The following is a 21,314-nucleotide window of genomic DNA, read 5'->3' as shown; positions in this document are numbered from 1 at the left end:
CGGGAATAGGAAAAAATGTTTGAGTGCTGTCTTGTCGCCCCAAACTGTCATTCCGGGGCGCGGCCGGCACTTGCCGGACGCGAACCCGGAATCTCGGCATAGGAGTCTCTAGTCAGTGCAAAACACTCTGGGATTCCGGGTTCGCACTTCAGCGGCTTCGCCGCTGTCGTGCGCCCCGGAATGACGAGTGTGGATCGAGACTCCCTCCATACCAATTGGTGTGCCGGGGAATGACAGCGGGGCGTGACGCGGGCGAATGCCTATTCCACGCCCGCTTCCTGCGGTGTGAACTCATACACCGACGAACAGAACTCGCAGGTCACGACGACCTTGTCGTCCTTGACCATGTCGGCGCGGTCCTGCGGCTCGAAGCTCTTGAGCATGCCGGACACGGCATCGCGCGAGCAGGAACACTCCGCGCGCAGCGGCGATGAGGCGAAGACGCGGACGCCGCGCTCGTGGAACAGGCGATACAGCAGCCGCTCGCCGGACAGATCGGGATCGATCAGCTCGACATCCTCGACGGTGCCAATCAGCGACTGGCCCTCGACCCAGGCGTCATCTTCCGGCACAGCATCCACCTCCGCGCCCTCCGGCGCATCGCCGGCATGGAGGTCGCGCTGCACGCGCTCCGGCGCCTTTGGCAGGAACTGCAGCAGCATGCCACCGGCGCGCCAGCGATGTGTCGGGCCACCTTCCTCGCCGCTGCGCCATTCCTCGCCGACGGCGAGGCGCACCTTGGTCGGAATCTGTTCGGAGCGCAGGAAGTATTCATGTGCGGCATCTTCCAGCGTACCGCCGTCAAGCGCGACGAGCCCCTGATAGCGGCTCATATCCGCCCCCTGATCGACGGTCATCGCCAGATGGCCCTTGCCGAGCAGCGCCGCGGTGCCGAGACCGGGCAAAAGGCGCTCGGCATCGAAACGCGCATAGGCGCGCATTTTATCGGGCGCGCGGAAGTCGACGATCATCAGCGACACCGGACCATCGGTCTGGGTTTGCAGGATGAAGCGGCCGTCGAATTTCAGCGACGAGCCGAGCAGCGTGGTCAGCACGATCGCCTCGCCGAGCAGCTTGGCCACCGGCGCGGGATAATCATGTTTGGCGAGCAGTTCATCGAGTGCCGGGCCAAGTCGCGTCAGCCGCCCGCGTAGGTCGAGCGGCGCCACCTCGAAGGGCAGCACCGCGTCATCGACCGGAACGGAGGACGGCGCGCGGATGGGGGCGTCGGGCTGGAGATTTGGATTTGATGGGGTCATGGCGCTCTATGTAAGGGCGAGGAGCTGAAATCGAAACCCCGCAAAGGGGCAAATGTCCGAACGAATACAAGGCATCCGGCGACGATTTGCCCCCGCCCGGATGAAATATCTACCAAGTATAAGCGAACGATGTTTGAAACCTACCTTAGGCGATGGCACCTCGTCCCGGACGGCACGGCCATTACCTCCCACGCCGGATATTTGCTGCCAGTCCTGCATCGGGGCCAGCCGGCGATGCTGAAACTGGCCAGGGGCGAGGACGAACGCGCCGGCAGTGCGGTACTGGAATGGTGGGACGGCGACGGCGCCGCGCGGGTTCTGGCTCGCCATGACGACGCGTTGCTGATGGAACGCGCACAAGGCCCGGCCTCGCTCTCCGACATGGCGCGTGGTGGACAGGACGACGAAGCCTCGCGCATCCTGTGCGCCGTGGCGGCACGGTTGCACCGGCCAAGGCAAAAATCGCCGCCTCCGCTGGTACCGCTGCAGCATTGGTTCCGCGAACTCGCGCCGGCCGCAGCGACCCATGGCGGCCTGTTACGTCGCTGTTCCGAAACGGCCAACGCTTTGCTGGACGACCCGCGCGAGGTGACCGTGCTGCACGGCGACCTCCACCATGACAATGTGCTAGACTTCGGGGAGCGTGGTTGGCTTGCCATCGATCCGAAGCACATCATCGGCGAGCGCGGCTTCGACTTCGCCAACATTTTCACCAACCCGGATCTCTCGGACCCCACGCGCCCGGTCTCGACCTTGCCAGGCCGTTTCCAGCGGCGTGTCGAGGTCGTCAGCGACGCGGCCAAGCTCGATCGCCATCGCTTGCTGCAATGGGTCCTGGCGTGGACCGGCCTCTCGGCCGCATGGTTCCTCGGCGACGACGATCCGGCGAGCATCGACTTTCAGGTGGCCGAGCTGGCCGCGACAGAACTCGATCGCTGATCGCGCCTCACGCCACCGCGTTGAGGCACCAGGCCAGAATGCCCTTCTGCGCATGCAGACGGTTTTCGGCCTCGTCGAACACCACCGACTGCGGACCGTCGATGACCTCGTCGGTGACCTCCTCGCCGCGATGCGCCGGCAGGCAGTGCATGAAGAGTGCGTCCGGCTTGGCCAGTGACATCAGGCGCGCATTGACCTGATAGGGTTTGAGCAGGTTGTGGCGGGTCTCGCCGTCCTTGTCGCCCATCGACACCCAGGTGTCGGTGACGACGCAATCGACGCCCTTCACCATCGCATCGGGATCGTCGCTGAAGGTGATCGGCGCGTTTGCCGCCTTGACCCAGTCCTTGAACGGCTTCTTCGGCGACAGCTGCGGCGGCGTCGCGATATTGAGTTTGAACTGGAAGCGCTCGGCCGCATGCGCCCAGGACATCAGCACATTGTTGTCGTCGCCGGTCCAGGCCACGGTGCGGCCCTTGATCGGGCCGCGATGTTCCTCATAGGTCATCACGTCCGCCATGACCTGGCAGGGATGCGAGAAGCGCGTCAGGCCGTTGATGACCGGCACGGTCGCATTTTCCGCGAGCTCCATCAGCGAGTCATGATTGAGGATGCGGATCATGATGATGTCGACGAAGCGCGACAGCACGCGCGCGGTGTCGGCAATGGTCTCGCCGCGACCGAGCTGCATTTCGGCGCCGGTGAGCATGACGACTTCGCCGCCGAGCTGGCGCATGCCGACCTCGAACGACACGCGGGTGCGCGTCGAGGGCTTCTCGAAGATCATCGCCAGCGTCTTGTTCTTGAGCGGACGATCGGGCTCGGCATTCGAGCCATCCCGCCCTTTCAGCTTCGCCTTCATGGCGGCAGCCGCGTTCATGATATTGCGCAACTCGCTGGCCGGCACGGCCGTGAGATCGAGGAAGTGCCGCGGTGACGTGCTCATCACGCGGCTCCCTGCGTCTTTGCAGATGCCTTGGCGGATGAGCCGAGGGCCACGCAGGCCTGTTCCAGCCGCTGCACGGCCTGCTCGATCTCGGCCTCGCTGACGATCAGCGGCGGCAGGAAGCGCACTACATTGTCGCCGGCGCCAACCGTCAGCAGCTTCGCGTCACGCAATGCGGCCACGAGATCGCCGGCCGGCACGACAGCCTTGAGGCCGATCAGCAGACCTTCGCCGCGCACTTCGCTGAGCACATCAGGATGGCCGTCGACCACGCCCGCGAGTTTCTGTTTCAGCAACAGCGACATCTTCTTCACATGGTCGAAGAAGCCTGGCTTCAGCATGATATCGAGCACGGAATTCGCCGCGGCGACCGCCAGCGGATTGCCGCCGAAGGTCGAACCATGGGAGCCGGGCGCCATGCCTTCGGCCGCTTCCGCCGTAACGAGGCACGCACCGATGGGGAAACCGCCGCCGAGCGCCTTGGCCAGCGACATGACATCCGGCGTCACGCCGATGCGCTGATAGGCGAACAACTCGCCGGTGCGGCCCATGCCGGTCTGCACTTCGTCGAAGATCAGCAGGATGCCGTTCTTGTCGCAGAGTTCGCGCAATGCGCCGAAGAACGCGTTGCTCGGCGCGCGCACGCCGCCTTCGCCCTGCAGCGGCTCGATGAGAATGCCTGCGGTGTTCGGACCGATCGCCTTCTTAACGGCTTCGATATCGCCGAGCGGCAACTGATCGAAGCCGTCGAGCGGCGTGCCGTAGCCTTCGAGATATTTGGCAGCGCCGGTCGCAGCCAGCGTGCCGAGGGTGCGGCCATGGAACGCGCCTTCAAAGGTGATAATGCGCGTGCGCTCGGGATGGCCCTTGGAGAAATGATAGTGGCGGGTCACCTTGATCGCGCATTCCATCGCTTCCGCACCCGAATTGGCGAAGAACACGAAGTCGGCAAAGCTCTGTTCGCACAGCCGGGCCGCGAGGCGCTCGCCGTCCGGGCTCTTGAACAGGTTCGACATGTGCCAGAGCTTGGTGGCCTGCTCCTGCAATGCGGCGACCATATGTGGGTGCGCATGGCCCAGCGCGTTCACGGCAACGCCGCTGGTGAAGTCGAGATAGCGCTCGCCATCGGTTCCAATCAGCCACGCGCCTTCACCGCGCTCGAAAGCGACATCCGCACGCGCGAAAACAGGCAGCAAGTGAGCCTGAGAGAGGGGCGAAGACGTTGCGTTGCTGGTCATAACCGATCCGATCGAAAAGACTGCGGCCGCGTCGATGACAACTGTGCGAAATCGAACAACGGACCCTAGAAACGAAACGTGCCGCCCTTCTCGGGCGGCACGTGGGCATTATTCTATGTGTGCTGTGAAGACTGTCAACCGCGCACTGCGGCTTTCGAGTCACACGGAGTCGCAGAAAAAGCCGATTTTGCAGCTTTACTTGCAGAAGCATGTGGACGCGGCATGCCCGACTCTTGCGCGCGAGTCACGGCATATTGTAGCTTTTGCCTCGTCGGATACGACATCTCGTGCGGCGGTAGATCCTTTTGACACATCCAGTGCGGCGTAACAGCCGGACGCGAAATTCGCGCCCGGTGAGCGCTAAAGGATTCTGACCGCAGGGATTTTTGAAGTCTCAACTCGCAGCGCTGCCCGGTCAGGCCGGCGCTCACGAAGGGAAAACGGCGATGACGGTAATGACATGGACCGACGATCGCGTCGAACAGTTGAAGAAACTCTGGGAAGGCGGCCTTTCCGCCAGCCAGATCGCTGCGGAACTCGGTAACGTGACCCGCAACGCCGTGATCGGCAAGGTTCACCGCCTTGGCCTGTCCGGCCGTGCCAAGAGCCCCTCCTCGGCAGCTCCGCGGCAGCGCAAGGCGCGCCCGGTGCAGCAGATGGTACGCGTCGCCCGCCCGATGGCGCGCGGCAACACCGCGCTGGCCCATAATTACGAGATCGAGGCCGAGCCCGATCCGATCGCCTATGACAACATTGTGCCGATCAGCCAGCGCCTGTCGCTGGTCGAACTCAACGAAGCCACCTGCCATTGGCCGATCGGCGATCCGTCGAGCGCGGACTTCTATTTCTGCGGCGGCAAGGCCCTGGCCGGCGCCCCCTATTGCGCGCATCACTCGCGCATCGCTTATCAGCCGGCAAGCGACCGCCGCCGCGCAGTGCCAAAGCCGACGCGCTGAGCTGGAAAGCATCTAAACCAAATGAAAATGCCCGGTGATGAGCCGGGCATTTTTTGTTTGGGGCTTCTAACCTCGCCCCGCTTGCGGGGAGAAGGAAGATACCTACTCCGCCGCCTTGTCGAAGCGGTCATCCAGCGCGTAGCCGGCGCCGCGCACGGTGCGGATCGGATCGGGCTCACCGGCGGGGTTGAGCAGCTTGCGCAGGCGGCCAATATGCACGTCGACGGTGCGCTCGTCGATATAGATGTCGCGGCCCCAGACGCTGTCGAGCAACTGTTCGCGGCTGAACACGCGGCCCGGATGTTCCAGGAAGAACTCCAGCAGGCGATATTCGGTCGGACCGAGATCGATCGGACGGCTGGACCGCACCACGCGGCGCTTGTCACGGTCGAGTTCGATGTCGCCAAACGCCAGGACAGTAGCGAGACGCTCGGGAGCTGCACGACGGAGCAGGCCCTTCACGCGGGCCAGGAGCTCCGGCACGGAGAACGGCTTGACGATGTAGTCGTCGGCGCCGGTGGCGAGACCGCGAACGCGCTCGCTCTCTTCGCCGCGCGCCGTCAGCATGATGATCGGCAATGCCTTGGTTTCGGGCCGTGCGCGCAAGCGGCGGCACAGTTCGATGCCGGACAGGCCCGGCAGCATCCAGTCGAGCACCACGAGATCCGGCACCCGCTCCTTCAAGCGGGTGTCGGCATCGTCGCCGCGAGCGACGGTTTCAACATCATAGCCTTCGGCGTCGAGGTTGTAGCGAAGCAGCGTCGTTAGTGCCTCTTCATCTTCCACAACCAGAATGCGTGCATTCACAGCCATCTTGATCAATACCCTCAGTGACGTCCGACAAGTCTTTAAATCATGATCCTTGCGGAAGACTGGCTTCCACTTTTCCGGATCATGCTTCAGACCGTCGGCGTATTCGCGAATGTGGTCATGTCGCCCTTCGGGCGCTTGTCGAGGATCTGCTGGCCCTCGATCATGTAGAACACGGTTTCCGCAATATTGGTGGCATGGTCGCCGATCCGCTCGATATTCTTGGCGCAGAACATCAGGTGGATACAGAACGAAATGTTACGCGGGTCTTCCATCATATAGGTCAGGAGTTCGCGGAACAGCGAGGTGCAGATCGCGTCGATTTCCTCATCGCCCTTCCACACCGTCATCGCGGCGGGCAGATCATGTGCGGCATAGGCGTCGAGCACGGCCTTGACCTGGGTGGTCACGAGGTCGGTCATGTGCTCGAGGCCGCGGATCAGCTTCAGCGGATGGAAGTCGCTGTCGAGTGCATTGACGCGCTTGCCGATATTCTTGGAGAGATCGCCGATGCGTTCCAGATCGGTGGCGACGCGCAGCGCGCCGACGATCTCGCGCAAATCGACAGCCATCGGCTGGCGCTTGGCGATGGTCAGCACGGCGCGCTCTTCGATCGTGCGCTGCAACTGGTCGATCTCGGAGTCGGTGGCGACGACGCGGGCGCCAAGTGCGACATCCCGGCGGATCAGCGCGTCGACGGATTCGACGATCTGCCGTTCCGCGAGGCCACCCATCTCGGCGACGAGACGGGTCAGCTCCTGCAGATCGTCATCGAAAGCCTTGGTGGTGTGTTCAAAAGCCATCTCAAATTCCTCCCGCGAATATGTCGCGTCAGCCGAAGCGGCCGGTGATGTAATCCTGGGTGCGGCGATCGGTCGGCGACGTGAAGATCTTGTTGGTCTGATCGAACTCGATCAACTCGCCGAGATACATGAAGGCCGTGCTGTCGGAGACGCGGGCAGCCTGCTGCATGTTATGGGTCACGATCGCGATCGTGTACTGATCCTTCAACTCGTCGATCAGCTCCTCGATCTTCGCGGTCGAGATCGGATCCAGCGCCGAGCACGGCTCGTCGAACAGGATCACTTCCGGCCGCACCGCGATGGTGCGCGCGATGCACAGGCGCTGCTGCTGACCGCCCGACAGGCTGAGACCCGACGCGTTGAGCTTGTCCTTGACTTCGTTCCAGAGTGCACCGCCGCGCAGCGCCCTCTCGACGCGGATGTCCATCTCCGACTTGGAGATCTTTTCGTAGAGGCGGATACCGAAGGCGATGTTTTCGTAAATCGTCATCGGGAACGGAGTCGGCTTCTGGAACACCATGCCGACGCGGGCGCGCAGCAGGTTGAGGTCCAGCTTCGGATCCAGAATGTTCTGGTTGTCGAGCATGAGCTGACCTTCGGCGCGCTGGCCGGGATACAGATCATACATGCGGTTGAAGATGCGCAGCAGCGTGGACTTGCCGCAGCCCGACGGGCCGATGAACGCAGTCACGCGGTTCGCCATCAGCGTCAGGTTGATCTTCTTCAGGGCGTGGTGTTCGCCATAGTAGAAGTTCAGGTCGCGCACGGTGACCTTGGGACGGGTCTCGCCCTGCAGGGCCGACGGCGGCGGCATCGAGACGGAAGGAACGCCAGACGACACAGAAAGCTCACTCATTTTGCTGTCCTCTCGGCGCCGAGAATGCGCGCGCCAATGTTAAGGGCAAGTACGGTCAAGGTGATGATCAGGGCACCGCTCCAGGCGAGCTGCTTCCAGTACTCGTAGGGGCTCTGCACGAAGTTGTTGATGGTCACCGGCAGGTTGGCCATCGTCTTGGTGAGATCGAGGCTGAAGAACTGGTTGCTCAGCGCGGTGAACAGCAGCGGCGCCGTTTCACCGGCGACACGCGCGGTCGCCAGCAGCACGCCGGTGATGAGACCGGCGCGGGCTGCACGATAGGCGATCCGCTTGATGACCAGGGAGCGCGGCAGGCCGAGCGCCGAGGCCGCTTCACGCAGCGGGTTCGGCACGAGACCAAGCATATCTTCAGTGGTGCGAACCACGACGGGGATCACGATCACGGCGAGCGCGAGCGAACCGGCGAGAGCCGAGAAGCCGCCCATCGGAACCACCACCGCACCATAAACGAACAGGCCGATGATGATGGACGGGGCCGACAGCAACACGTCGTTGATGAAGCGGATCACCGAGGTAAGTTTGTCGTGCTTGCCGTATTCCGCGAGATAGGTGCCGGCAAACAGGCCGAGCGGCGCGCCGATGCCGACGCCGATGACGGTCATGATGATCGAACCGACGATGGCATTGAGCAGGCCGCCTTCCATGGAGCCGGGCGGCGGCGTGTTCTGGGTGAAGATCTGCAGACTGATGCCGGCGATACCGTTGTAGAACAGCGTGAACAGGATCAGCGCGAGCCAGGTGACGCCAAAGAGAGCGGCACCCATGCAGAGCCCACGGATGATCATGTCGTTGCGGCGGCGTGAAGCGTAAATCGGGTTCATATTAGTTGCCCGCCTTCTTTTCCAGACGCAGCAGCATCAGACGCGCTGCCGAGAGCACGAAGAATGTCAGCACGAACAGCAGGAGACCGAGCAGGATCAGACCCGATTGATGCAGACCGTCGCTCTCCGCGAACTCGCTGGCGATCGCTGCCGAGATCGTGGTGCCCGGGCCAAAGATCGAGCCTGTGATCCGGAACGAGTTGCCGATGATGAAGGTCACCGCCATCGTTTCACCGAGCGCACGGCCGAGCGCCAGCATGACGCCACCGATCACACCAACGCGGGTATAGGGGATGACGACGTTGCGGACGACTTCCCAGGTGGTGCAGCCGACGCCGTAAGCGGCTTCCTTGAGCACCGGCGGCACCGTCTTGAACACGTCGACCGAGATCGAGGTGATGAAGGGCAGCACCATGATGGCGAGGATCAGCGACGCGTTGAACAGCGAGAGATAGGACGGCGGGCCGGCGAAGATCACGCCGAGGACCGGGACGCCTTCGAAGGCGTTGATCATGAATGGCTGCACGTGGTTGGCCAGGAACGGGCCGAGCACGAAGAAGCCCCACATGCCGTAGATGATCGAAGGAATACCGGCGAGAAGCTCAACCGCCATGCCGATCGGGCGGCGCAGCCAGTTCGGGCACAGTTCGGTGAGGAAGATCGCGATGCCGATGCCGACCGGAATGGCGATAGCCATCGCGATCACCGAGGTGATCAGCGTGCCGTAGATCGGGCCGAGCGCTCCCAGCACCGGCGGATCAGCCGACGGTGCCCAGCGCTGCGTCGTCAGGAACGAAAAGCCGAATTCGCGGAGCGCCGGCCACGCACCAACGATAAGCGACAGAATGATGCCGCCGAGGATAAACAGAACGGACAGCGCCGAGATGCGGGTGATCCAGTAAAACGCCTGGTCCCCCGTCTTGAAGGCATTCAAAGCCTTCGCACGATCATAAGGTCCAGCAGCGTCCATCGAAGAGCTCTGTACGGCCATGTCTGCCACGCCAGTCCCCTGTAATTGTTACAATACCCCAAAACGCATTGCCCTGGAGGGGCTTGTCAGGGCGCGAAGTCAGAAGAGAAGAAGAAAGAAATTCAGCCCTGCAGCAAACGGAGGAGAGATGCCCCTCTCCTCCGCCCACACACCAGATCAGCTCTTGATGTCAGCCGACCAGGTCTTTTCGATCAGCTTGACGACCGAGTCCGGCATCGGGATGTAGTCGAGCTCTTCGGCAGCCTTGTCGCCCTTTTCGAACGACCACTTGAAGAACTTCAGCGCTTCAGCCGAGGCCGCCTTGTCGGTCGGGGTCTTGTGCATGAGGATGAAGGTCGCCGCAGTGATCGGCCAGGACGCTTCGCCCGGCTGGTCGGTGAGGATCACGTAGTAGCCGGGAGCCTTGGCCCAGTCGGCATTGGCAGCAGCAGCCTGGAAGGCAGCGACGGTCGGCTGCACGGTCTTGCCAGCCTTGTTGACGAGACCGGCATAGGTCAGCTTGTTCTGCTTGGCGTAAGCATATTCAACATAACCGATAGCGTTCTTGGTCTGACCGACGTTGCCGGCAACGCCTTCATTGCCCTTGGCGCCGACGCCAACCGGCCACTCGACAGCCGTACCGGTGCCGACCTTGGTCTTCCAGTCAGCCGAGGCCTTGGACAGATAGTCGGTGAAGTTGAAGGTGGTGCCCGAACCGTCCGAACGACGAACGACGGTGATGGCAGCCGACGGCAGCTTCAGCTTCGGGTTCAGCTTGGCGATGGCAGCGTCGTCCCACTTGGTGACCTTGCCGAGATAGATGTCGCCGAGCACTTCGCCGGAGAGAACCAGCTCGCCCGAGGCGATGCCTTCGAGATTCACGACGGGAACGATCGCGCCCATCACCATCGGCCACTGAACCAGGCCGTCCTTCTCGAGCTGCTCAGCCTTGAGCGGCGCGTCGGTGGCGCCGAAGGTCACGGTCTTGGCCTGGATCTGCTTGATGCCGGCGCCCGAACCGATCGACTGGTAGTTCAGACCATTGCCAGTCTCTTTCTTGTAGGCGTCGGCCCACTTCGAATAGACCGGGAACGGGAAGGTTGCGCCGGCACCCGTGATGTCGGCGGCAAATGCCGAGGTCGAGGCGGCGACGAGGCCGGCAGCGACGATCGCTTTGAGGAATTTCATGGGATGTCTCCAATCTCGTGAGCGACCGCGCCGGATGCGCCAGTTGTGCTCACGCCGCCCGTTTAGGGGTGGTCGATTGTGCTTTTATGATAGTTCCGTGACACTTGGATGACGACACCAAGCATCTGTAAATGCTTTGTTTTTCTGCCTCCGCGGATAATTTTACCGTGCAAATGACATGGAAAATGCCCTGCCATGAGGGTCATCCCAAGCCGTCAAAATCCGCCGTCACAGGGGTTAACAATATGTTTCAGCAGGCGGAATCCGGCCTCGCGCGCATGCGCGCGTATGACAGCGGCGGGCACGATATTGAGGGGGATCGGACGCAATGCCGCACCATCCGCCAGGGCTTTTTTGACTGTCTGAGCGAAGCGCAGCGACGCGGGACCGCCCGAGGGCGGCCCTGACGGGCGCAAGAGAACGAAGGGAGTTTAAGGCGTCAGGACGCGGCGGAGGTAGGAGGGGCCGGCGGCGTCTTCACCTGCGGAAAGGCGGCGGTAAAAGTCGCGCCGTTCTTCGGTACGCTTTCGATCAGCAGCCGGCCGCGGTGCCGGTTCAGGATGTGCTTCACCAGCGAGAGGCCAAGGCCCGTGCCGCCCTGTGCGCGGCTGTCGCCGACATCGACCCGGTAGAAACGTTCGGTCAGGCGCGGCAGATGCTCGGGGGCGATGCCCGGGCCATAGTCCCGCACGGCGACGCGGATTTCCGGCACACCCTCCGAGGTCGACTCCGTGGTCAACGATACGTCCACCTTGCCGCCGGATGCGCCGTATTTCAGCGCGTTCTCGATCAGGTTCTCGAACAGCCGAAGCAATTCCTCGCGATCGCCAGCGATGGACACCGGCGTCTCCGGCAGCGCCATTTCGATCCTGACGTTGCGCTCATTGGCCAGCGGCTCCAGCCCATCGCCTACCTGACGGATAATGGGGAGAATATCCACCAGCGTGTCCGGCCGCACATGCGCCGACAGTTCGACGCGCGACAGCGACAGCAGATCGTCGATCAGCCGTGCCATGCGGGTCGCCTGCGCATGCATGATGCCGAGAAAGCGCTCGCGCGCCTTGGCGTCGTCCTTGGCAGGTCCCTGCAGCGTATCGATGAAGCCGGACAGCGCCGCCAGCGGCGTGCGCAGCTCGTGGCTGGCATTGGCGACGAAGTCGGCACGCATTTCCTCGACACGGCGCAGCGGCGTCTGGTCGTGGAACGTCATCAGCATGCAGGTGTCGGTGCCGCCAAAGGCAGTCGGAACCGGCACCGGCGTGATCATCAATTCCATCCAGCGATCGACCGGAACGTGGTCGAGGTAAGTCGCGCGGCGCGGCTCGGTGGTGGCGATGGACTCGCGCAAGGCGGTGATGATCTCCGGCGAGCGCAGCGCGAATTGCGCCAGCTCGTTCTTGCGGAGTGCCGGCGCGAGCTGCGCCGCTGCGGCATTGAGATGGATAACGCGGCCGGCGCGATCGAGCAGCACGGCGGGATCGGGAATGCCGGCAATGATGGCGCGCACCGCGGGTGCCTCGACAGGATTGGCGGCCAGCGCCTCGTCGCGCGCCGTCACCACGTCGTGCAGCCGCCACGGCACCAGCGCTGCGCCGGCGATGCAGACGAACACGATGCCCGCGCGAACAGGCGACAGCTCGCCGAAAAACACCAATGCGGCCAAGGCCAGGCCGGCGGCCAGCAGGATGATCGCCGAATGCCGCAGCCGATCTGGCCACGGCGAAAACATGGTCGATGGAGAAGCTTCAATGGCCATCTGAACCGGATCTCTTCCTGCTGCGAATGCGAACGTATGTCAGGCGCCGGAGCGACCATGTTCCTTGAGCGGGTGGCCGACGCCGGGCTTGGCGTCCGCCGCGACCGCCTGCAGCTTCTTCGATCGCGAACCGATAATAAGCTCGCGAAGCGTCAGTAACATGACTGATATAAAGAACGGCGCGAGGTAATAAAGCACCCTGAACAGTAGCATGCCAGCCAGCAGCTTTTCCTGATCCATCATTTCGAGGCCAACCAGCATGGCGGCGTCGAACACGCCAAGACCGCCGGGCGAATGGCTGGCGAAACCCAGCAAGGTGGCCGAGACGAAAACCACCGCCACCACGACGAAACCGACGTCAGGCTCGGCAGGCACGAGCATGTACATCGCCAGCGCACAGAAGCCGAGATCGATGATGCCGATGGTGATCTGCAGCAAGGTGAGCGGACCGCCCGGCAGCACCACCGACCATGGGCCGCGGCCGACGCTGCGCGGCTTCATCCAGACCCAGACCACATAGCCGACGAGGCCGGCGAGGATGATATAGGCCAGGATGCGGTTCATCCATGGCGGCACCTGGTTGATCGCGCTGGCCGCCTCCGGATGATAGGCGATGCCCATGCCGAGCACCGCGAGATTGCCGAGCCAGAAGGTGAGGCCGGCGAGAAAGACGATCTTGGCGACATCGACGGCGCTGAGATCCCAGGCCGAATAGATGCGATAGCGCACCGCGCCGCCGGTGAAGACGCTGGCGCCGACATTGTGGCCGATGGAATAGCTGGTGAAAGCGGCCAGCGCGTTGATCCGGTACGGCACGTCGCGGCGACCGATCGTGCGCACCGCAAACCAGTCGTAGAATGTCAGCGTGAAATAGCCGGCGGCAACCGACAGCGCCGACAACATGATCAGCCGCGGCTCGGTCTCGGTCATCGCCCGGAAAACGGCAGCAGCGTCGATGTTGCGCAGCTTGTGATACAGCATGTAGCAAGCGATGCCGATCACCGCGACGCTGATCAAGACACCGAGCTTGTGCAGGATTTGCTTCTCGCGCAGAAACGAGATCGCCCTGCGTATTGCTTCCAGCATCTCAACCTCGAATGCGATCCCCTGACCAGAGAGATCTGGACCAGGAAGTCAGACTAGCCTCGGCGGAACCGCCACATCAGTTGTCTCCGGCACAACCGTCGTAGCGCGTTTTGCGGCAAAGTGGAATTCGCCGACTGTGAATAAAAACAAGCCACATCAGTATATTAGGTCAGTCCTAACAAACCACCAGCCTCTCGGGCGCATTCGCTGCGGCAAAATGCCAACGTCCTGACGCGTCTCACGTGACATTGAGGCTTTCGTGACCTCATGCCGCCGATTTGGCGGCGAGACGTTGATAAAAAAGACGGCAGCGGCATGCGCCGCAGACCTCAGGTCGCGCGGGCCTGCTGCCTGACCACCACGATGTCGCGCAGCCACGACCCGATGGCGCAGCCGACGAGATAGAAACCGAACAATGCGAGGCCGAGATCGAGCCAGTAGCCGAAGCGGCCGGGCACGACCTTGGCAATCGCGATGCCGACGATGACCGCGGCGATCACCGACAGGCGCTGGATCCAGACCCGCGACACCGAACGCCCGCGATAGACCACGGCGATCCAGCCCATGCAGAAGCCGATCAGGAACGCTCCGAGCAGCCAGCCCCAGTGAAACATCGCAAGATAGGTCATGGCGCTTGCCTCACGACGAATTCGATCCGGCGATTCTGCAGCTTGCCTTCGTCGGTATCGTTGGTGGCGATGGGTTGGGTGCTGCCGTAGCCGATGGTGGAGAAACGGTCCGCCGGCAGGCCGGCCTTCACGAGATATTCTTCGACGGCGAGCGCACGCTTTTCCGACAGCGACTGATTGAACGCTGCGTCGCCATCGCCGTCAGTGTGACCGGCGATCTCGACCCGGACATTGGGACAGCGCATGGCGATTTCCACGAGGCGATCGAGCAAGCCCGCCGAATCCACATTGATGCTGGCGCTGGACGTCTCGAACCGGATACGGCCCTTGGTCAGGTTCTGCGCAAAGAGCTGCTGGCACACGCTAGCATCGACCGGCGCCGCGGCGGGCTTCACCGATACTTCGGCTTTGGCCTGCCAACCCTGCGGGAGCTCGCGCGCCAGGCTTGCGCGTATCTGGTCCGCGGCCACTTCGTAGAGTGCGTCACCTGACAGCTTCACCTCGCGGTCGGACACCACCAGGGTCCCCGTCGACAGGCGTGACAGCGCACCCAGCGCCGTCGTCACCGCGGCGGCAAAACCGCCGGGCGCGCCGATGCTGGCCTTCAGGTTGTCGACGATCTTCTCATTGCCGAACTTGCGTCCGGCAGCCGACGCCAGCGCGGCGTGAATGGTGTTGTCCGGGACATAGCCGCTCAGCGTCAGCGTATTCGTCACCGGGTCCTTGTTGGCCTGGAACACATAGGGCGGCGCCTTGACGTCATTGGCTGCGACCATGAAACCTTCCGGCAGATTCTTCAGCGCCGCCGCAATGGCTTCGCGGCCACCGAGATCGCGCGCCATGCCGGAGAGGCTGATATTGGTATCCGAAATCACCGCCTTGCCCTCTTTCAGCTTGGCGACCTGATCGAGCAACAGCACGGCTGCGGCATCAAACCGCGGCGGCGCGCCGCGCTTCAGACCCATGCGGTCGGAGACCTCGGTTCCGCTGAGTGCGGCGCGGGCCGCTTCCACAATGCGCGCCTTGCTGGCCGGCAATGGCGCGGTGCCCCACAGCGTGACGCGGACATTGTCGCGCTCCGCGACCCAGACGAACGGCTTGGCTTCCGCGACGAGACGGGTTTCGTCATTGACCAGGCGAACGCCCGGCGTGGCCTCGACCGACGAGACCGCACTGCGGCGACCATCTTCGGAAAACGCTTCGGCAGAAAACGATACGTCACGGCCGGCAACGGTGATCTGGCTCTTGTCGAGGATCGTGTTTTTCAGCGCCGCAGTGCTGTGCGCCGTTAAATCCGTTTCAAGCGGAATCGTGCTAACCCAGGCAGCAACCACCCAAAGGATGGCAAGCGGGATGAGCCCGGGCCACCATTTGGCACTCCACCTGTAAAATCCGTGCATTCGACGTCCTGCGGGTCTGGAAACAGAGAGAAAACAAACCCTTGCGGGACTGTCAAATTGAAATCAAGGCAAACCTCTGGCGTCGCCGCGGGTATTCGAATAACGCTTTGTTCAATCGTTTCTGATCATTTCCGTGGGTAGCATCAATTGCTCGGTCATACGATGAAGCAGATTCGCAACACGATTATTCGTGCCGGCCTGGATGCGCTGTATTTCAGCGGCGCCCACCGCGTGTTGCGACCGATCTTCGGCGGCGTGGGCACCATTTTCATGCTGCACCATGTGCGCCCTGCGCATGCCGGTCCGTTCCAGCCCAACCGCCACCTCGAGATCACGCCCGATTTCCTGCGCGCCACCCTCGCTTATCTGCGCGCAACCGACGTCGATATCGTGACCCCCGATGAAGTGCAGCGGCGGTTGACGGAGCGGGATTTCTCGCGCCGCTTCGCCTGTTTCACCTGCGACGACGGCTATCGCGACAACCGCGACCATGCATTGCCCGCGATGCGGGATTTCGACGCTCCCTTCACGGTCTATGTCACCAGCGACTTCGCCTCCGGCACAGGCCGGCTGTGGTGGGTGGCGCTGGAGCGCGTCGTTGCCAGGGCCGATGCGATCGAGGCCCCGATCGACGGACAGATGGTGCGCCTGGACACATCGACTCTCGCCGGCAAGGACATGGCGTTCGACCGCCTGCATGGCTGGCTGCGCGGATTGCCGGAAGAAGCGGATATCCGCCGCCAGGTCAGCGCGCTCTGCGCCGCGCATGGCATCGACGAAGACGCGGTCAGCCGCGAACTGTGCATGTCGTGGGACGAACTCAAACCTTTTGCCGCCGATCCGCTGGTGACAATCGGCGCGCATACCGTAAGCCACTGCAATCTCGCCAAGCAGAGCGAAGCGATGGTCGTGCATGAGCTGTCAGCCAGCCGCACCGATATCGAAAACGTTCTGCAGCGCCCGGCCGTGCATCTTGCTTATCCCTATGGCGACCGCTGCGCCGCGGGCACACGGGAATTCGCACTGGCGAAAAACGCCGGCTTCGAGACAGCCGTGACGACGCGCCCCGGCGTGATCGCCTCGGACAACTTCTCGCAGCTCACTGCGCTGCCGCGAGTCTCACTGAACGGCAACTATCAGGACACCCGCTATCTGCCGGTGCTGACCTCCGGCGCGGCCACCGCGATGTGGAACGGCTTCCAGCGCGGCGGCGTCGGATAGTCTGGCCCGCTGCAGGCGAACTGCAGCCTTGCTGGAGTCTTGCGTCCCGCGCCGGATCAAACCGGCTTTTGCGGCAGATCGGCATCCGGCGGAAAATACACGCCCGACATCGGATCGACCCAGCACAGATGCTCGTTGACGCGGGTTACGCCAGTCACATTTTCAGCAGCCACGACAATCGCCCGACGGACATTCTCGTCCGTGATGAAGCCGTCGATGTCCACGACGCCATCCTTCACCCGGACGTCGAGGCCGAATGGTGTCCATTCGTTATGCCTGAGCACAGCGACGATGCGGCGGCGGATCAACGCATCACTCGACCCGACATCGGAGACATCGTGCATGAGATCGGCGATGGCTTCGACGAAATTCTGCCGGCTGACGATACCCACGAGCTTGTCGCCCTGCACCACCGGCACGCGCTTGATGTGATACTTCTCCATCACGTCGACAATATCGGCCAGACCGGTCTCCTCGGTCACCGTCCGGACCTCGCGGGTCATGATCTCGTGCACCTTGCGGCCGGCTTCGCGGACATAATCGATGGCCTGCAGGCTGGGGCCACGCACGAATTCGAGCCAGCGCGGACGCCTGCGCTGCGTGCCGACCTCGTGCCGACGCAGGAAGTCCCGCTCGGTCACAATGCCGACCAGCTTGCCGGCCGCCTCCACCACAGGCAATCCGCTGACGTGATAATCGATCATCAGCCGCGCAGCTTCGCTGATCGACGCGTCCGGCGACACGGTGACGAGCTTGCGGGTCATAATTTGATGGGCTCTCATGACACTCTCCCGTTGGGTTGAGGTCCGTTTGCTGGACGAACCAACGCGAGAAGCCTACGCCGGCCGCCGGTTCGGGCCTTGATCTGGGTCAACTGCAGCAGCGCTTGTTGACTCCCCTTGCCCGCCGCCGCACACAATCGATCCAACGACAAAACAAGCGGGAGGCGTCATGTTCACCAATCTGTTTTCGCTCGATGGCCGCATTGCACTCGTCACCGGCGGCTCGCGCGGCATCGGCAAGATGATCGCAGCGGGATTTCTCAACCAGGGCGCGGCGAAGGTCTACATCACCGCACGCAAGGCCGGCCCGTGCGAAGCCACCGCGGAAGAACTCTCCGCGCAATATGCCGGTGAATGCATCGCGCTGCCGATCGACATCTCGACCATGGCCGGCATCGAGATGCTGGCTGCCGAAATCAAGAAGCGCGAACCCAAGCTCGACATTCTCGTCAACAATGCCGGCGCTGCCTGGGGCGCGGACTTCGACGAATTTCCGGAGAGCGGCTGGGACAAGGTGATGACGCTGAACGTCAAGACGCCGTTCTTTCTGACCAAGGCGCTGGCCGGGCCGCTGCGTGCAGCAGCCAGCGCGGACAAGCCCGCCAAGGTCATCAACATCGCTTCCATCGACGGCATCTTCGTCAATCCGATGGAGACCTACTCCTACGCCGCCAGCAAATCCGGCCTGATCCACCTGACGCGCCGCATGGCCGTGAGACTGATCAAGGACCATGTGGTCGTGACGGCCATCGCGCCGGGCCCGTTCCAGTCCGACATGAACAAGGCTGCACGCGACAATGCCGATGAAGTAGCGACCCGCGTGCCCGCCGGCCGGATCGGCACCGACGAGGACATGGCGGGCGCCGCGATCTATCTCGCTTCGCGCGCCGGCGATTACGTCGTCGGCGCCACCATCGCGGTGGATGGCGGCATCGTCTATGCGAATCCAGGCATCAAGGGCGACGGCTGGGATTGAGAGCATGCGCACCGCCTCATTGCGGCCCTCGGGGCTGCAATGACGCGCGGTCGCTGCCAATCTATCAGCCCCGGCTACAAACTAAGCAATTAACCAGCGTCAAGTCTGCGAACGACATTTAGGCCGCAAAGCTATTCTGAAATAACCATCTGATTTATATAAATATAATATCCTGAACCATTCCACCGTCGCAGTTGTACACAATGGCACGCTGCTTGCTTTGTTAACCTCTGAGACATCCATGCCTCGGGGAGTACACGGCAATGGCGGACTCACTGCATACAACGACGGTCCTTGCAGAACCCGGCCCGATCGCGGTCGACTGGGGCACGACAGCGCTCGTCATCATCGACATGCAGCGCGACTTCATGGAGCCCGGCGGCTTCGGCGAGACGCTGGGTAATGACGTGTCGCAACTCGCCAGCGCCGTCGCCCCGATCGCCGCGGTCCTGAAAGCCGCCCGCGAAACCGGGATGATGGTGGTGCACACCCGTGAGGGGCACCTGCCTGATCTCTCCGACGCACCGCCCGCCAAGATCGAACGCGGCGCGCCGTCACTGCGGATCGGCGATCCCGGTCCGATGGGACGCATCCTCATTCGCGGCGAGGCCGGTCACGACATCATTCCCGCACTCTATCCTGTCGAGGGCGAGATCGTCATCGACAAGCCCGGCAAGGGCGCATTCTACGCCACGACGCTCGGCGCCGATCTCAAGGCGCGCGACATCGACACGCTGCTGGTCTGCGGTGTCACCACGGAGGTCTGCGTCAACACCACCGTGCGCGAGGCCAATGACCGCGGCTATCGCTGCATCGTCATTTCTGACGGCTGCGCGTCCTACTTTCCTGAATTCCACGAGATGGGCTTGAAGATGATCAAGGCCCAGGGCGGCATCTTCGGCTGGGTCGCCTCATCCGCCGCAATCCTTGAAGCAATGACACTTTCTGAAAATGCACCGGAGACTTCCAACAAACTTGCAGCAGGAGCATCACGATGAGCACGACCGCGGGGACGTTTTCTAAAGATTCTGCCGGCAAATCCGACTTCAAGCCCGCTCTATGGACACCGGGCGACTGGAATGCGTTTTTCGGCTTCGGCACCAATATCCTCGTCAACATGCTGGTGCTGACCGGCCTGCTGCGCTTCGTCCTGAAAATGCCTGACAACATCGTGTTCGGCCGCATCCTGCCGGCCATGGGCCTGATGATGTGCCTGTCCACGATGTACTACGCCTGGCTTGCCTACAAACTGGCGCAGAAGACCGGCCGCAGCGACGTCTGCGCGCTGCCCTCGGGCATCAGCGTGCCGCATATGTTCATCGTCACCTTCGTGATCATGCTGCCGATCTCGATCACCACAGGCGATCCCATCAAGGGCTGGGAAGCCGGCCTCGTCTGGGTGTTCTTCCAGAGCTTCATCCTGATGATCGGCGGCTTCATCGCGCCCTGGATCCGCAAGGTGACACCGCGCGCCGCGCTCTTGGGCACGCTGGCCGGCGTTTCCATCGCCTTTATCGCGATGCGTCCGGCGCTGGAAATGTTCATGACGCCGGTGATCGGCCTCACATGTTTTGCCATCATCATGCTGAGCTGGTTCGGCGGCTATAAATATCCCAAGGGGATTCCGGCAGGCCTCGTCGCGATCGGCGTCGGCATGGTGATCGCCTGGGGCTCCAATCTGTTTGGCGTCGGAATCGGCGGCGTCAGCGTTGCCGGAGTGAAAGCCGCCTTCACCAATTTCGGCTTCTCGGTGCCACTGCCGGCCTTCGACCACGTGTTCTCGGGATTCCAGTTCCTCGGCATCATCCTGGTCACCGCCATTCCCTATGGCATCTACGATCTGGTCGAGGCGATGGACAACGTCGAAAGCGCGGAAGCTGCCGGCGACGAATATCCGACCACCCGCGTGCTGACCGCCGACGGCGTCGTCTCGCTGATCGGCTGCCTGATGGGCAACCCCTTCATCAACGCCGTCTATATCGGCCATCCCGGCTGGAAGGCGATGGGCGGCCGGATCGGCTATTCGGCAGCAACGGGCCTGATGGTGATCGTACTTTCCTGGTTCGGCGTCATCTCGCTGATGCTGGCCGTTATCCCTGTGGTCGCGATCTCACCGATCCTGCTCTATATCGGCATGCTGATCTGTGCGCAGGCGTTCGAGACCACGCCGCGCGAACATGCTCCGGCGATTGCCCTCGCACTCACGCCGCATCTTGCGGCCTGGGCCACGGTGCTCTTGTCCGGCGCACTTGGCGCCGCCGGGATGAATTTCGGCGCGATCCATTCGCCTGAATTCATCGCCAAGATGGGACAGAACGGCGTGCTGTTCCACGGCCTCGAAGTCATGGGCGGCGGCTCGATCCTGGTCGGCCTGGTGCTCGGTGCCATCGCGGTCTTCGTCATCGAGCGCAAATTCATCAATGCATCGGCCTTCGCTCTGGCCGGTGCGGTCCTGACCTATTTCGGCTTCATGCACGGCGAAGCGATCGGGGTCGGCGGCGGATTGGGGGTGACGCCCGGCGTTGCTCTCGCTTATGCTCTTGTTGCAGCCGGGCTCTTTGCCGCGGACAAGTTCGGCGCAACCAGCCTGTCTTCTGTCCCGCAATCGGAGCCGCCACTTGCCGTGCCTGCTGAATAACATCGTCTCAACCTGCGGG

General features: G+C 62.7%; 20 protein-coding genes. 6 read left to right on the top strand and 14 right to left on the bottom strand.

All coding sequences use genetic code 11. The features are described from left to right. Positions 1-260 precede the first annotated feature (260 nt). On the bottom strand, positions 261-1,259 hold the full coding sequence (locus AB7783_RS25170; protein WP_089266767.1) for an Hsp33 family molecular chaperone: 999 nt from the start codon (positions 1,257-1,259) through the stop codon (positions 261-263). 129 nt (positions 1,260-1,388) lie between these two features. Here AB7783_RS25170 and AB7783_RS25165 point away from each other — a divergent pair, with 129 nt between their 5' ends. Next, positions 1,389-2,198 carry an aminoglycoside phosphotransferase family protein gene (locus AB7783_RS25165; RefSeq protein WP_441279097.1) on the top strand — a complete coding sequence of 270 codons (810 nt, stop codon included), beginning with the start codon at positions 1,389-1,391 and terminating at the stop codon, positions 2,196-2,198. Between the two features lie 7 nt (positions 2,199-2,205). Here AB7783_RS25165 and argF read toward each other — a convergent pair whose 3' ends face one another. Further along, complete coding sequence (argF, locus tag AB7783_RS25160) at positions 2,206-3,144, bottom strand: ornithine carbamoyltransferase (protein ID WP_068737593.1); 939 nt, start codon at positions 3,142-3,144, stop codon at positions 2,206-2,208. Further along, positions 3,144-4,382 (bottom strand): aspartate aminotransferase family protein, encoded by a 1,239-nt coding sequence (locus AB7783_RS25155; RefSeq protein ID WP_175369590.1) that lies wholly within the window; start codon positions 4,380-4,382, stop codon positions 3,144-3,146. The genes argF and AB7783_RS25155 overlap by 1 nt, the downstream gene beginning before the upstream one ends. A 446-nt stretch (positions 4,383-4,828) precedes the next feature. Between AB7783_RS25155 and AB7783_RS25150 the strand changes: the two genes are divergently transcribed. Beyond that, positions 4,829-5,338, top strand: a complete 510-nt coding sequence (locus tag AB7783_RS25150) for a GcrA family cell cycle regulator (protein WP_441279096.1) — start codon at positions 4,829-4,831, stop codon at positions 5,336-5,338. A 102-nt stretch (positions 5,339-5,440) separates the two neighbouring features. Here AB7783_RS25150 and phoB read toward each other — a convergent pair whose 3' ends face one another. The 10 genes from phoB to AB7783_RS25100 all read right to left on the bottom strand — a co-directional run bounded on the left by phoB (position 5,441) and on the right by AB7783_RS25100 (position 15,678). Next, positions 5,441-6,145 carry a phosphate regulon transcriptional regulator PhoB gene (gene phoB, locus AB7783_RS25145; protein WP_068737970.1) on the bottom strand — a complete coding sequence of 235 codons (705 nt, stop codon included), beginning with the start codon at positions 6,143-6,145 and terminating at the stop codon, positions 5,441-5,443. Between the two features lie 92 nt (positions 6,146-6,237). Continuing rightward, positions 6,238-6,951 carry a phosphate signaling complex protein PhoU gene (gene phoU, locus AB7783_RS25140; RefSeq protein ID WP_089266763.1) on the bottom strand — a complete coding sequence of 238 codons (714 nt, stop codon included), beginning with the start codon at positions 6,949-6,951 and terminating at the stop codon, positions 6,238-6,240. 28 nt (positions 6,952-6,979) lie between these two features. Continuing rightward, positions 6,980-7,807, bottom strand: coding sequence for a phosphate ABC transporter ATP-binding protein PstB (pstB, locus tag AB7783_RS25135; RefSeq protein WP_068737599.1), 828 nt, complete (start codon positions 7,805-7,807; stop codon positions 6,980-6,982). After that, a complete protein-coding gene (gene pstA, locus AB7783_RS25130; protein ID WP_089266762.1) occupies positions 7,804-8,649 on the bottom strand; it encodes a phosphate ABC transporter permease PstA in 846 nt (281 codons plus the stop codon). The genes pstB and pstA overlap by 4 nt, the downstream gene beginning before the upstream one ends. Before the next feature lies 1 nt (position 8,650). Further along, positions 8,651-9,649, bottom strand: a complete 999-nt coding sequence (gene pstC, locus AB7783_RS25125) for a phosphate ABC transporter permease subunit PstC (protein WP_086937148.1) — start codon at positions 9,647-9,649, stop codon at positions 8,651-8,653. Positions 9,650-9,796: 147 nt separating this feature from the next. Beyond that, complete coding sequence (gene pstS, locus AB7783_RS25120) at positions 9,797-10,807, bottom strand: phosphate ABC transporter substrate-binding protein PstS (RefSeq protein ID WP_441279095.1); 1,011 nt, start codon at positions 10,805-10,807, stop codon at positions 9,797-9,799. Between the two features lie 439 nt (positions 10,808-11,246). Further along, positions 11,247-12,563 (bottom strand): ATP-binding protein, encoded by a 1,317-nt coding sequence (locus tag AB7783_RS25115; protein WP_089266759.1) that lies wholly within the window; start codon positions 12,561-12,563, stop codon positions 11,247-11,249. Between the two features lie 39 nt (positions 12,564-12,602). Beyond that, a complete protein-coding gene (locus AB7783_RS25110; RefSeq protein ID WP_089266758.1) occupies positions 12,603-13,649 on the bottom strand; it encodes a lysylphosphatidylglycerol synthase domain-containing protein in 1,047 nt (348 codons plus the stop codon). A 329-nt stretch (positions 13,650-13,978) separates the two neighbouring features. Next, positions 13,979-14,278 carry a hypothetical protein gene (locus AB7783_RS25105; RefSeq protein ID WP_068737611.1) on the bottom strand — a complete coding sequence of 100 codons (300 nt, stop codon included), beginning with the start codon at positions 14,276-14,278 and terminating at the stop codon, positions 13,979-13,981. Further along, positions 14,275-15,678: an OmpA family protein gene (locus AB7783_RS25100; protein ID WP_441279094.1), complete on the bottom strand. Its 1,404-nt coding sequence runs from the start codon at positions 15,676-15,678 to the stop codon at positions 14,275-14,277. Before AB7783_RS25100 ends, AB7783_RS25105 begins: the two co-directional genes overlap by 4 nt. A gap of 162 nt (positions 15,679-15,840) precedes the next feature. Between AB7783_RS25100 and AB7783_RS25095 the strand changes: the two genes are divergently transcribed. Beyond that, on the top strand, positions 15,841-16,899 hold the full coding sequence (locus AB7783_RS25095; protein WP_441279093.1) for a polysaccharide deacetylase family protein: 1,059 nt from the start codon (positions 15,841-15,843) through the stop codon (positions 16,897-16,899). Between the two features lie 56 nt (positions 16,900-16,955). On the opposite strand, the gene AB7783_RS25090 is transcribed toward AB7783_RS25095, so the two are convergent. Then, complete coding sequence (locus AB7783_RS25090) at positions 16,956-17,681, bottom strand: CBS domain-containing protein (RefSeq protein WP_441279092.1); 726 nt, start codon at positions 17,679-17,681, stop codon at positions 16,956-16,958. A gap of 169 nt (positions 17,682-17,850) precedes the next feature. Between AB7783_RS25090 and AB7783_RS25085 the strand changes: the two genes are divergently transcribed. The 3 genes from AB7783_RS25085 to AB7783_RS25075 all read left to right on the top strand — a co-directional run bounded on the left by AB7783_RS25085 (position 17,851) and on the right by AB7783_RS25075 (position 21,295). After that, on the top strand, positions 17,851-18,657 hold the full coding sequence (locus AB7783_RS25085; protein WP_441279091.1) for an SDR family oxidoreductase: 807 nt from the start codon (positions 17,851-17,853) through the stop codon (positions 18,655-18,657). Between the two features lie 263 nt (positions 18,658-18,920). Beyond that, positions 18,921-19,655 (top strand): cysteine hydrolase family protein, encoded by a 735-nt coding sequence (locus tag AB7783_RS25080; RefSeq protein ID WP_184512931.1) that lies wholly within the window; start codon positions 18,921-18,923, stop codon positions 19,653-19,655. Beyond that, entirely contained in the window at positions 19,652-21,295 is a 1,644-nt protein-coding gene (locus AB7783_RS25075; RefSeq protein ID WP_441279090.1) for a regulator, read from the top strand. The genes AB7783_RS25080 and AB7783_RS25075 overlap by 4 nt, the downstream gene beginning before the upstream one ends. The last annotated feature ends 19 nt before the right edge of the window (positions 21,296-21,314 follow it).

The organism is Tardiphaga sp. 172_B4_N1_3 (assembly GCF_052076035.1).
In the GTDB taxonomy this organism is placed as follows: domain Bacteria; phylum Pseudomonadota; class Alphaproteobacteria; order Rhizobiales; family Xanthobacteraceae; genus Tardiphaga; species Tardiphaga robiniae.
The sequence above is the reverse complement of the archived record's forward strand: the minus strand, read 5'-3'. Positions and strand labels throughout refer to the sequence as shown.

Bases quoted from the DNA above. Each gene is read 5' to 3' on its own strand.
- AB7783_RS25170 (WP_089266767.1), bottom strand. From the start codon at position 1,259: ATGACCCCATCAAATCCAAATCTCCAGCCCGACGCCCCCATCCGCGCG.
- AB7783_RS25165 (WP_441279097.1), top strand. From the start codon at position 1,389: ATGTTTGAAACCTACCTTAGGCGATGGCACCTCGTCCCGGACGGCACG.
- argF (WP_068737593.1), bottom strand. From the start codon at position 3,144: ATGAGCACGTCACCGCGGCACTTCCTCGATCTCACGGCCGTGCCGGCC.
- AB7783_RS25155 (WP_175369590.1), bottom strand. From the start codon at position 4,382: ATGACCAGCAACGCAACGTCTTCGCCCCTCTCTCAGGCTCACTTGCTG.
- AB7783_RS25150 (WP_441279096.1), top strand. From the start codon at position 4,829: ATGACGGTAATGACATGGACCGACGATCGCGTCGAACAGTTGAAGAAA.
- phoU (WP_089266763.1), bottom strand. From the start codon at position 6,951: ATGGCTTTTGAACACACCACCAAGGCTTTCGATGACGATCTGCAGGAG.
- pstB (WP_068737599.1), bottom strand. From the start codon at position 7,807: ATGAGTGAGCTTTCTGTGTCGTCTGGCGTTCCTTCCGTCTCGATGCCG.
- pstA (WP_089266762.1), bottom strand. From the start codon at position 8,649: ATGAACCCGATTTACGCTTCACGCCGCCGCAACGACATGATCATCCGT.
- pstS (WP_441279095.1), bottom strand. From the start codon at position 10,807: ATGAAATTCCTCAAAGCGATCGTCGCTGCCGGCCTCGTCGCCGCCTCG.
- AB7783_RS25115 (WP_089266759.1), bottom strand. From the start codon at position 12,563: ATGGCCATTGAAGCTTCTCCATCGACCATGTTTTCGCCGTGGCCAGAT.
- AB7783_RS25110 (WP_089266758.1), bottom strand. From the start codon at position 13,649: ATGCTGGAAGCAATACGCAGGGCGATCTCGTTTCTGCGCGAGAAGCAA.
- AB7783_RS25105 (WP_068737611.1), bottom strand. From the start codon at position 14,278: ATGACCTATCTTGCGATGTTTCACTGGGGCTGGCTGCTCGGAGCGTTC.
- AB7783_RS25100 (WP_441279094.1), bottom strand. From the start codon at position 15,678: ATGCACGGATTTTACAGGTGGAGTGCCAAATGGTGGCCCGGGCTCATC.
- AB7783_RS25095 (WP_441279093.1), top strand. From the start codon at position 15,841: ATGAAGCAGATTCGCAACACGATTATTCGTGCCGGCCTGGATGCGCTG.
- AB7783_RS25090 (WP_441279092.1), bottom strand. From the start codon at position 17,681: ATGAGAGCCCATCAAATTATGACCCGCAAGCTCGTCACCGTGTCGCCG.
- AB7783_RS25085 (WP_441279091.1), top strand. From the start codon at position 17,851: ATGTTCACCAATCTGTTTTCGCTCGATGGCCGCATTGCACTCGTCACC.
- AB7783_RS25080 (WP_184512931.1), top strand. From the start codon at position 18,921: ATGGCGGACTCACTGCATACAACGACGGTCCTTGCAGAACCCGGCCCG.
- AB7783_RS25075 (WP_441279090.1), top strand. From the start codon at position 19,652: ATGAGCACGACCGCGGGGACGTTTTCTAAAGATTCTGCCGGCAAATCC.